Below are 10,673 nucleotides of genomic sequence, written 5' to 3'. Positions count from 1 at the left end.
AGTACATCGTGGGCAACGGGAACCGACCTGAGCGGTACATTCACCGTATCGGTAAAATACCGTGACGACCTGAACAAGCCAAGTGCCGAGAACGGTGCAGGCGGCTTAGACCGCAATCAGGCATTGAAAGCCGAGCTTTATGTAGTGTATAACAACCAGGCGGACGGCTTGGGTACCGATGTGATGCTTAAGCTTGATATATCGGTGCAAGATTGTACTTGTTGCCCGGGATATTTTGCTATCGGTGGGGAGTACACTGTGTTGCCGTCTGCTCTGGATAAGGATGGTTATCTGAGTTATACAACGTCTACCCAAACTTTCGATCAGATATCCGCTAAGTTCGAAGCTACCGGTAAGGATGTTTGCTTCTACAAGACCGATGCCGTGAATTCGAGTGGTACGTCTGTAACCGACACTTGGAATGACGCTCAGGTCAATGGTGGATGCGCTAACGGTTTTCATGGTACTACCAGTTACATTGATACTGAGCACCGCGCTATGGGTTGGAGACTTCCTACTATTGCCGAGTTGGGCGCGTTGCAAAGTATCCATGCTGCACTGTCTACTCAGCCTACTTCCGCACCCAATACTTCCAACCTGCGTACTGACACCTACTGGAGTAGTACCGAGTCCAGTGGTACCTACGCATGGCGCTGGGGCTTCTACAGCCAGTATGCGATCAGGTACAGTAAGACGCGCACCAACTATGTGCGTTGTGTCAGGAGTTTTTAACTAACAATCCAGCCCCCTCCGGCTCCCCCAAGGGGGAGAGTAGGTTCCTCCCCTCCGGGGAGGCAAGGAGGGGCTTTATATCCCGCAGGTGGTTGGTTCTGCCTGCGGGAACTGGTAGGGGCGACTTGCCGGTCGCCCGTTGATACAAATGTTTTTTGTTCATTTCGGGCGACCGACAGGTCGCCCCTACGATTCATCCACCCGTAGGGACAGGGTTCTACCCTGTCCCTACGGTGATAAAAAATGAATAGGATTATTATTGTCCACTGTCAATTGTCCACTATCAACCTCGTCCTTTGCAACCCCCGAAGTTCTTACTATCAGGATTTGCAATCCGCATATAATAACCGGATGGCAGATTCAGATAATAAGCAGGGGATTATAAATCCCCTGCAACGATAAAGGTAACTTGCTGGTAATTCAATTAAAAAAATGTATATTTGAACGATTATAATAAAAGATACGATATGTTAGAAAAGATACACGAAACCGCGTCATTTATAAAAAGCAAAGTTGAGGTTATTCCCAATATAGCTATCATTCTGGGAACAGGGCTGGGCGAACTGGTGCACGAAATAAGTGACAAAAAGGAAATGCCTTACGAGGTAATACCTAATTTCCCCCTGTCTACAGTAGAGGGGCATAGTGGCAAACTGATATTCGGCAAGCTGGGAGGGAAACCTGTTCTGGCCATGCAGGGACGCTTTCACTACTACGAAGGCTATACGATGAAGGAAGTAACATTCCCTATTCGCGTGTTTCAGGCGCTTGGTATTCAATACTTGTTCGTATCCAATGCGTCTGGCGGTATGAACGGAAGCTTCGATATAGGCGATATTATGCTTATCGATGACCATATCAATATGTTCCCTGAGCATCCGCTGCACGGAAAGAACTATAAAGAGCTTGGCACACGTTTCCCCGATATGAGCGAGGCGTACAACAAGGAACTCCGGCTGATGGCTATGGACATAGCCAAAGACAATAATATAAAACTTCAACACGGTGTATATGTAGGTACGCAAGGCCCTACGTTCGAAACCCCTGCCGAGTACAACTGGTTCAGGATTATAGGCGGCGATGCCGTGGGTATGTCTACCGTGCCGGAGGTGATCGTTGCCAATCATGCCGGAATGAAGGTGCTGGCGTTCTCTATCATTACCGATATAGGCATCATTGGCAAGATAGTGGAAGTAACGCACGAAGATGTGCAGGAAGCCGCCAAAATAGCCCAGCCGAAAATGGCATATATCATGCAGGAGGTAATAAGAAGGCTCAAATAGGGAGGCACGGATAAAAATCTGAGACAGCATAAAAATGAACGAAGAAAAAGGTATAATAAAATATTCGTATAAAATTTAAACAGTTTCTAAGTCCACGAAGTGGGCTAATCATGGATAACTACGGGTACAACCCGTGGAAAAATCGGATAGGGAGAGGCCGTCTCCGTAGGAGGCGAATGACATTTGTTTTTGCTGTTTGCCTCCTACAGAGACATATTTTCCAGCCAGTCCCTGCCACGGGTTTTGCCCGTGGTTATCCACCTTCAGTCCCTTCGGGACAATAAGTTACTGTGTTTTTTAACCCTTGATTCGCATATTTTACTAAGTAACTGTTTAAATTTTATACGAATATTTTATTATACCTTTTTCTTCGTTCATTTTTAGTCTGTTTTCGGCTGTTTTTTCCTTTCTCTCAACTCAAATAGCCCGCTATTATCGTTTCGAGAAAGAAAAAAGCATCTCAAAAACATCTCTAAAAATTTGAACGAATAAAATTTAAACAGTTACTAATTACTTACAGAACACAACTTAGTATATAATATGAAAACACGTTATTTTTTACTGCTTATATTACTGTCTATTCCCGGTATTTCCTTTGCACAGGAAAAAGTAACTCTTTCTCAGATAAATAAGGAAGTACAGACAGGGGATTATAATAAAGCAAAGGAGTCAATTGATTTTTATATCGCTCAGAATAACCTTCCGCCTGAACAGGTTTATGGCCTGAATTCATTAAAAGATATCCTGGACAGGATAACGATTGATTTCTCGAAAAGCAAATCTGATGTTATCGGATTTATAAAGAAATATTACCCTGACGTGGATGATAAAATGCTGGCGGGGTGGGAGAGTGAGAAGTCTCTGGAATCGACAGTGATCAACGGGGAAAAGAAATATTTCGGTAGGGGAGCCCCTAATCTTTTCAGGATAAATAAGCAGGCGATCGGGCGCAAGCTTGAAGTAGACGGCTACCAGAAGGACGGGGTGCAAAAAGTGCTGGAAACGCATCTTCCGGCTGTAGTGAGTGAGCTTAAAAGCAATAATAAGACTCAGGCAAAACCGGTGAGAATGAAGGTAAAATATTCGGTAACCCTGAAACCCAACGTTGTACCTGCCGGAGAAATGGTGCGTTGCTGGCTGCCTTATCCGCGCGAAGACAACCACCGGCAAACAGATGTGAAGCTGCTGTGGGTAAACGATGATAATTACATCGTGGCACCATCGGATTATGCGCAGCGCACCCTGTATATGCAAAAGGTTGCGCAGAAGGATAAACCGTTGACCTTCGCTTTTGAGTTTTCGTATACTTCGGCGGCAGAATGGTTCAATATAAAGCCGGAAAACGTAAAGCCTTATGATGTTAGATCAGATTTATATAAAGAATACACTGCCGAACGCGAAACCCATGTGACCTTCACCGACCAGATAAAGAAACTATCTAGTCAGATCATCGGTAATGAAACGAATCCTTACCTGAAAGTGAAGAAGATTTTTGACTTTATCAACGACAATTACCCGTGGGCAGGCGCACGCGAATATTCTACCATAGCCAATATCCCTGAATATGTGATCGAAAACGGCCACGGAGACTGCGGGCAGGTAGCGCTTCTCTTTATTACGCTGGCAAGGTACAACGGCGTCCCTGCCAAGTGGCAAAGCGGATTTATGATGCACCCCGGAGGCCTTAACCTGCACGACTGGGCAGAGGTCTATTTCGAAGGCATTGGCTGGGTACCTGTCGACCAGTCTTTCGGCAGGCGCAACCTGGATATGGGTAACGATATCGCATACTTTTTTGCAAACGGCATAGATGCCTACCGCTGGATAGTGAACGATGATTATTCCCGTCCTCTGTTTCCCGAAAAGACCTATCTACGCAGCGAAACGGTAGATTTTCAGCGGGGAGAGCTCGAATGGCGCGGGGGAAATATCTACTTCAATCAGTGGAACTGGGACTTTGATGTGGAATATTTGGATTAAGGTTTTTACTATGTCAACTGAATATCCGGTTTTGGACAATGAGACAAAGGAGGAAATGCCTAAATTGATAAGGCAGGACTTTTTTGCGCCTAGGGTTATTTGTATAGTGTTGCAACTGATTCTTGTATCTATTGTTCTTACATTATTTCTTTTTCATTTATTTGAATTATTTCTTTTTCTGATAGCTCTTCATGCAGTGCTTTTTTCATGGCTGCTTCGGATTTTTAATAAGTATCTTGATAATTTTGAACATCAGGATTGCCTGCAGGAAGATATTAAATATTTTAGTATAGGTGTATTCAGTATGATTTTTGAAATACCTATAGCTTTTCTTGCATATTATTTATCTGATTCTGCTCCAGCGGCTTCTTTCTTTCTTGTTATTATAATACCTTTTATTAATTTTTTACTTTTTTATTCGGTAAACCAACAATTATATGATTTTGAAGATGACTACGTGGGTGGAATAGACGAAATGGGATTTGATTATAATATGGGGCAATTTTTAATAACGACCATATTCTTTCCTGTTAACCTTCCCATAGCCATATTTAATGTTTTCAACAAAGCCAGCAAGTATGCAAAAATTCACGGATTTACAGAAACACAATAATATTTTAACTATGAAAAAATATCTTTTCTTTTCTCTCTTTTTATTATTTACTATTCCTTCTTTTTCTCAGGATATCAAAATAGATATACTGGATGTTTATCCTGCCATTATCGACAATGGCTCAGTTAGAAACGAAGACGGGAAGATTTACCTGAAAGTGCATAAAGCTGAAAGTGAGGAACTTCGTAGAGATCCGCTTGCTGTGGTTCCCGATGAGGCTTATGTAAAAAATATAATGGATGGCTTTTCGGTGAAGCTGGCTACCATAATGGATGGCCTGAAAGATAAAATGGAAGCTGATATAATGGCGTATGTACAGTCACAGCCCGATCCCGAAAAGATTGATCCTGAAGCGTTGAATAAGTATATCATGGATTACGCCTTATCTGTAGCCCGAACAATTTTTATAAAAGATTTCAATTTCAGTGAGGAAATGGCTTCCTATGTGTCAACTACTGTTTTCCAGAAAAGCAAAGTGGGAACGGTTTCATTCAATCTGGCTATAGACTGCAACCGCAATATACTGGAATATAAATCCATCATCTTCAATTTCGCCGATGGCGGCACGGAAGAATTGCAGTTATCGGATGAGAAAAGATCTATAAATGAATCAGATCCCAAAGGCTTTGCATATCGCATCTTTGAAAGAATGTGTTCGCAACAAGACTTATAAGCCGATCAGATTCTTTATAAACAACATTTCTAACTTTATGATTTTGAAATCTTGAAATCTGAAATTTTAATTACAAAGTAGGATAGAATGACTATTTTTGTATTCAATTTAAACAGTTACTTAGATAAATGAAAAGAACAGAGATAGCCAGTTTAGGAGAATTTGGTCTGATTGACCATCTGACAAAAAATATAGAATTAAAAAACGCGAGTTCGGAAAAAGGGGTAGGGGACGATGCGGCTGTATTGTCTTATGCGAATAAAAAGACGCTGGTAACTACCGACTTGTTGCTCGAAGGTATCCACTTCGACCTGATGTACGTTCCTCTGAAACATTTAGGCTACAAGTCTGCCGTTGTCAATTTCTCCGATGTATATGCCATGAACGGGCAACCGAAACAGGTGACGGTATCCTTGGGTATCTCAAAGCGTTTCTCCGTTGAAGATTTGGAACTATTTTACGATGGCCTTGCCCTTGCCTGCCACGAGTATGGCGTAGACCTTGTTGGCGGCGATACTTCGGCTTCGCTTACCGGCCTTGCTATCAGCATTACCTGCCTTGGCGAAGGCGAAGAAGGCAAAATTGCTTACCGTAACGGAGCAAAGGAAACCGATCTGGTTTGTGTATCAGGCGATCTGGGCGCTGCCTTTATGGGGCTTCAGCTGCTTGAGCGCGAAAAGGCTGTATATGATGGAAAAGACGATTTCCAGCCGGACTTTACAGGGAAAGAATATCTTTTGGAAAGGCAGCTAAAACCCGAAGCACGGAAAGATATCGTCAGGTTCCTTGCAGAAGAGGGGATTGTGCCTACTTCGATGATCGATATTTCCGACGGATTGTCTTCCGAGCTAAAGCATATCTGCAAACAAAGTGGGGTAGGGTGCCATATATACGAAGAGCGCATCCCTATCGATTATCAGACAGCCATGATGGCCGAGCAGTTCAATATGAATGTGACCACCGTGGCCATGAATGGGGGAGAGGACTATGAACTGCTGTTTACTGTTCCATTATATCTGCACGACAAGGTATCTAAGATAAAAGGCGTGCATGTAATAGGACATATCACGAAAGAAGGGAACGGACTTGTTCTTGAAACCCGTGACGGTACAGAGATAGAACTGAAAGCACAGGGCTGGGATTCGATAGGGGAGGAGTGAAAAGCAAAGCAAAATAAATACACAGTACAGCTTTTTTTAATTTATTATTAGGCTGAGTACATAACAAAGAATATCCATTCGAATTTAAACATATTACTATGTTGCCCGAACGGTGTTTCAGCCTGATTTCTTCCCGAACGCCCTTCGGGCTACGTTTCGCTCTTGTGAGCGATACTTCAACCCTTGATTCGCATTAACATATAATTTTTTACAAGCCACAGAATTTATAATAAAGATTCTGAGGCTTTTTTTATCAAATAGAAGTATATAAACAACTATTTTGTATTTTTGTCATTCGAAATACATTACAACATACGTAAATATGGAAATTGCAAGTAAATACAATCCTGCCGAAGTAGAGGATAAGTGGTATAAATACTGGTTAGAGAATAAGTTCTTCCATTCCGAACCGGATAGTCGCGAACCTTATACAATCGTTATTCCTCCGCCAAACGTCACAGGTGTGCTTCACATGGGGCACATGCTGAACAATACCATACAGGATATACTTGTACGCCGTGCCCGTATGATGGGTAAAAACGCCTGCTGGGTTCCCGGTACAGACCATGCCTCTATCGCTACGGAAGCAAAGGTGGTGGCTAAACTGGCAGCAGAAGGTATCAGCAAAAACGACCTGAGCCGTGAAGCGTTCCTCGAACATGCCTGGGAGTGGACTCACAAGCATGGAGGTATCATCCTTGAACAATTAAAGAAATTGGGAGCATCCTGCGACTGGGATCGTACCTGTTTTACAATGGACGAAAAACGCTCAGAGAGTGTTCTCAAAGTCTTTGTGGATTTATATAACAAAGGACTTATCTATCGTGATACAAGGATAGTTCATTGGGATCCAAAGGCGAAAACTACAGTATCAGATGAGGAAGTAATATACAAAGAGGAACATAACAAACTATATTACCTAAAATATTATATTACAGAATACAAAGACGAAGATAGTTATATAGTAATCGCTACAACACGTCCTGAAACAATTCTAGGAGATACAGCCGTTTGTGTAAACCCCAATGATCCTCGTTATACATATTTGAAGGGCAAACAAGTCTTTGTTCCTCTAATAAACAGACCTGTCGATATAATAATGGATGATTATGTTGATATGGAATTTGGAACAGGCTGCTTGAAAGTAACGCCTGCTCATGACGAAAATGACTATAAATTGGGGCAAAAATATCATCTGGATATAATTGACATATTTAATGATGATGGAACTGTAAATGATAGTTATATTAATGATGATTATCATTTATTAGAGGTTGCTAAATCTTATGTTGGTATGGATCGTTTTGATGTCCGTAAAAAGATAGTAAAGGATTTGGAAGAAGCAGGACAATTACTTAAAGTTGAAGATTATGTAAATAAAGTAGGTTACTCGGAACGTACAGATGTTGTGATAGAACCTAAGTTCTCCATGCAATGGTTCCTCAAAATGGAACATCTGGCAAAACCTGCACTTGATGCTGTAGAGAATGATACAATCAAATTCCATCCGGCAAAATTCAAGAATATGTACCGCCACTGGATGGAGAATATAAAAGACTGGAATATCAGCCGCCAGCTATGGTGGGGACACCGTATTCCGGCTTATTATATAGACGCCCCCCTCAGTCCCCCCGAAGGGGGAAGCTGGGGCTTTGTAGTCGCCGAAAATGAAGAAAAGGCTAGAGAGTTGGCTATCGCCAAACACCCCTCCCTAGGAGGGGCAGGGGGAGGCTTCGATTTACGTCAGGATGAAGATTGTCTTGATACGTGGTTCTCGTCATGGCTGTGGCCTATATCCGTATTTGATGGTATCAATCAGCCGGATAATAAGGATATACAATATTATTATCCTACCAATGACCTTGTAACCGCTCCAGAGATTATATTTTTCTGGGTGGCACGTATGATTATGTCGGGATACGAATATCGCGGAGAAGCTTGTTTCCACAATGTATATTTCACAGGTATCGTGCGTGATAAGCAGGGACGCAAGATGTCCAAATCGCTGGGTAACTCGCCCGACCCTATCGAACTAATGGAAAAATACGGTGCCGATGGTGTGCGTATGGGTATGCTGCTGACGTCGCCTGCGGGTAACGACCTGCCATTCGATGAAGGCCTATGCGAGCAGGGACGTAATTTTAATAACAAGATATGGAATGCATTCCGCCTGGTGAAAGGGTGGGAGGTAAGCGACTCTATAGAACAACCCGAATCATCAAAAATAGCTATTGAGTGGTTCCGGAATATTCTGGCAAAGACTGTAGCAGAGCTGGACGATTTGTTTGGAAAATACCGCTTGTCAGAGGCACTGATGTCTCTGTATAAACTGTTCTGGGATGAATTTTCTTCGTGGTATCTTGAGATGGTGAAACCGGCTTATCAGCAGCCGATAGATAAGAAGACGTATGAAGCTACATTGGGCTTTTTCGATTCCCTGCTTCGTTTGCTGCATCCGTTTATGCCGTTTATCACAGAAGAACTTTGGCAAGCTCTGAAAGAGAGAAAAGAAGGAGAGAGTATCATGGTATCCGATATGCCGAAAGAGATGACATTCGATGCCGGTCTGATAGATACTTTCGAAAAAATAAAAGACGTGATTGCCGGTATCCGTACGGTGCGCTTGCAAAAGAATATTCCAAATAAGGAAGAATTGTCTCTTGAGGTTATAGGCGATTACAATGCAGCATTCAGCAGTGTTATTTCCAAAATGGGTAATCTCTCATCTATCGATACCGTTAGCGAAAAAGATGCTACTGCGGCTTCGTTCTTAGTGGGTACAACCGAATATTCTATTCCACTGGGTAATAATATAGATGTAGAAGCCGAACTGAAAAAGCTGAACGATGAACTGAAATACCTCGAAGGCTTCCTTAAATCAGTTTCAGCGAAATTGAGTAACGAAAAATTTGTTGCTAACGCCAAACCTGAAATTGTGGAAAACGAACGCAAAAAACAGGCGGATGCTGAAAGCAAGATAAAAACAATACAAGAAAGTATTGCTAATTTAAGTAAATAATAATCAGATTGATAAAGATAAGGAGCTGCACATGTAGCAGCTCCTTTTTAATATCCAAAAAGTTGCAAATAAAACTATTGAAAAAGAAACTATAATGATTAATGCCCTGTATCTCTTATATCAATGGATCATCTTTGTTCCGTTATTAATCTTAGCCACTATTTGGTGTACACTTACTATAATCATTGGCTCAACCTTCGGGAATAATAAATTCTGGGGTTATTATCCCGGCGTAATATGGGGAAGATTTGTATGTGCAGTTGCATTGTTGCGAATTAAGGTTAACAGGAATAAAAATCTGGATAAGAACCGGTCGTATGTTTTTGTAGCCAATCATCAGGGAGCCTTTGATATTTTCCTTATTTACGGTTATCTCGACCATAACTTCAAATGGCTGATGAAGCAAAGCCTGAAGAAAATGCCGTTAGTCGGTTTCGCTTCGGCAAAAGCGGGGCATGTATTTGTTGATTCCACTACCCGGAAAGGCATTGTGGATACAATGCGCAACACGAAGAATACCCTGAAAGACGGGATGTCTACAGTGGTCTTTCCGGAAGGGCACCGTTCGCCGGACGGGAAGATGGCAGAGTTTAAGAAAGGAGCATTTCAGACGGCTGTAAGCCTGAAACTTCCGATTGTGCCCCTGACTATCGACGGCGCATATAAAGTGCTGCCAATTCATTCGTGGAGAATGAATCCTGCTAAAATTAAATTAACATTCCATGACCCTATAGAGACTGCAAATCTCAAAGCCGACGATATTTCAGACCTGATAGACAAGGTATATTCCATTATTGAATCTGCTTTGCCGGAAGAGAATAGATAGAAGTTTTTTATTTATAAAAATAATTATCTATTACAAAGAGGTCTTTGATATCAATAGTTCGTTATAAATAGATATAATTGATTGATTTTCAACAAAATAAGCATTAAATAATTTGGATAGTTCGCTGATTATCAATATCTTAGTAGATTGACCAAAATCTATAAAGTAATGACAACCAACGAATATCCAAATGCTAATGCATTTATACTTAATACTTTAAGTTCAGATATTTTTTCAAATATCAAGCAGACAAGAAAAAATTTTATATTCCACCTGCTAATGTTTTATTTATGCATTAAAGGTAAAATAAATTTCTTGCAACTTGCTCGTTTTTCCCGGTACTGTGAACAATATTTTAGAATAAATTTCGAGAATATATTCAATTTT

General features: G+C 41.5%; 8 protein-coding genes and 1 pseudogene. All 9 read left to right on the top strand.

Features of this window, described 5'->3' with window-relative positions; translation table 11 throughout:
- On the top strand, positions 1 to 732 hold a 732-nt coding region (locus D0T84_RS19680; protein ID WP_163309560.1), incomplete at its 5' end, for a DUF1566 domain-containing protein.
- A gap of 467 nt (positions 733 to 1,199) precedes the next feature.
- A complete protein-coding gene (locus tag D0T84_RS19675) occupies positions 1,200 to 2,015 on the top strand; it encodes a purine-nucleoside phosphorylase (protein WP_163309559.1) in 816 nt (271 codons plus the stop codon).
- A gap of 540 nt (positions 2,016 to 2,555) precedes the next feature.
- Positions 2,556 to 3,995 (top strand): transglutaminase family protein, encoded by a 1,440-nt coding sequence (locus tag D0T84_RS19670; RefSeq protein WP_163309558.1) that lies wholly within the window; start codon positions 2,556 to 2,558, stop codon positions 3,993 to 3,995.
- A 10-nt stretch (positions 3,996 to 4,005) separates the two neighbouring features.
- The gene (locus D0T84_RS19665; RefSeq protein ID WP_163309557.1) at positions 4,006 to 4,608 is read left to right on the top strand and encodes a hypothetical protein; all 603 of its coding nucleotides are present in this window, start codon (positions 4,006 to 4,008) and stop codon (positions 4,606 to 4,608) included.
- Positions 4,609 to 4,618: 10 nt separating this feature from the next.
- Complete coding sequence (locus tag D0T84_RS19660) at positions 4,619 to 5,281, top strand: hypothetical protein (RefSeq protein WP_163309556.1); 663 nt, start codon at positions 4,619 to 4,621, stop codon at positions 5,279 to 5,281.
- Between the two features lie 128 nt (positions 5,282 to 5,409).
- Complete coding sequence (gene thiL / locus D0T84_RS19655) at positions 5,410 to 6,441, top strand: thiamine-phosphate kinase (protein ID WP_163309555.1); 1,032 nt, start codon at positions 5,410 to 5,412, stop codon at positions 6,439 to 6,441.
- A gap of 322 nt (positions 6,442 to 6,763) precedes the next feature.
- Positions 6,764 to 9,460: a valine--tRNA ligase gene (locus D0T84_RS19650; protein ID WP_163309554.1), complete on the top strand. Its 2,697-nt coding sequence runs from the start codon at positions 6,764 to 6,766 to the stop codon at positions 9,458 to 9,460.
- 94 nt (positions 9,461 to 9,554) lie between these two features.
- Entirely contained in the window at positions 9,555 to 10,286 is a 732-nt protein-coding gene (locus tag D0T84_RS19645) for a 1-acyl-sn-glycerol-3-phosphate acyltransferase (protein ID WP_163309553.1), read from the top strand.
- 168 nt (positions 10,287 to 10,454) lie between these two features.
- Positions 10,455 to 10,673 (top strand): annotated as a pseudogene (locus D0T84_RS22645) (hypothetical protein); the annotation flags it as partial.

The sequence above is a fragment of the Dysgonomonas sp. 521 genome (genome assembly GCF_010501055.1).
GTDB lineage: Bacteria > Bacteroidota > Bacteroidia > Bacteroidales > Dysgonomonadaceae > Dysgonomonas.
The sequence above is the reverse complement of the archived record's forward strand: the minus strand, read 5'-3'. Positions and strand labels throughout refer to the sequence as shown.